At 34.2% G+C, this 1,019-nt stretch carries 3 protein-coding genes; all 3 read left to right on the top strand.

Annotated features, from left to right (window positions below):
• The first annotated feature begins 298 nt into the window (after positions 1 to 298).
• A complete protein-coding gene (locus AC1DJR_RS31275; protein WP_088045458.1) occupies positions 299 to 478 on the top strand; it encodes an aspartyl-phosphate phosphatase Spo0E family protein in 180 nt (59 codons plus the stop codon).
• Between the two features lie 96 nt (positions 479 to 574).
• Complete coding sequence (gene gerPA, locus AC1DJR_RS31270) at positions 575 to 796, top strand: spore germination protein GerPA (RefSeq protein ID WP_002149890.1); 222 nt, start codon at positions 575 to 577, stop codon at positions 794 to 796.
• A 14-nt stretch (positions 797 to 810) separates the two neighbouring features.
• Positions 811 to 1,017 carry a spore germination protein GerPB gene (gene gerPB, locus AC1DJR_RS31265; RefSeq protein ID WP_001012508.1) on the top strand — a complete coding sequence of 69 codons (207 nt, stop codon included), beginning with the start codon at positions 811 to 813 and terminating at the stop codon, positions 1,015 to 1,017.
• The last annotated feature ends 2 nt before the right edge of the window (positions 1,018 to 1,019 follow it).

Below are 1,019 nucleotides of genomic sequence, written 5' to 3'. Positions count from 1 at the left end.
CCACAATACCTACAAATACCTTTTCTTCTTTCTTCGCCGTTACAAAACGCAACATTCCCACTCTCCATCCTAAAACTCATACCCTATAATTGTATTCGCATCCTTAAGAAAAAAACCTTCTKATACACGCTAATTTTTACAATATTCAACCATTCTTACATTTGTTCCTCATCCGTTATTTGACATAAAATGTAGAAATTATACTTTTTTTAGCGAAGATGTTTCTTTTTTATTGGATTTTTGTATAATATGTACTACATATATACATAAAATTTATTGAGAGATGGAGCCGATTTCAATGTTTGAGCAAGCTATCGAAAAAAAACGCGAAAAAATGATCTATTTTGCTGAACGATACGGAATGACTTCTCAAAAAACAGTGAATTGTAGCCAGGAATTGGACAGGCTCTTAAATGTTGTTTGGCCTATACACACAGATTGCACACACACTCAAATGTTCGAAACACATACGCAATAACGTATGTGTTTCTTTTATTTCAAAAAAATACACATTTTATTGAAAACGCCCATACAATAATAGAAAAGAAAATTTTAAAAACGAAAGGTGTTTTGTATGCCAGCTATGGTCGGACATATTCGTATCGTTAATATTGGATCAAGTGGTATTTTTCATATTGGAGATGTATTTGCGATTAGGCCTATTAGTTATTCACGCGCTTTTGCCGGAGCCGGTTCATTTAATGTTGGGGATAACATCTCTGTCTACAATTATCAAAGCTCAACGACTGTCAATGATTCAGATGTAATTGATCAGGCAATAATCGGTTCGAACTAAAGGAGGCGATTGCATTGAATTTTTATGTGAACCAAAGTATCATCATTAACAGCATTAAAATCGATAGCATTACGACCTCTTCCGTTTTTCAAATTGGAACTGCAGGTAGTATTAAGGCTCTTTCTAAATTCTCAAATACTGGCGGATTTACAGAACCTCTTCGTCCATTACAGGCGAAAGGACAAATTATTTCCATCAAACCATCAACTAGTTCTTCTTAAGG

Source organism: Bacillus sp. 05T31 (assembly GCF_056396725.1).
Note: the sequence above shows the minus strand (reverse complement) of the source record. Positions and strands in the feature narration are given on the sequence as shown.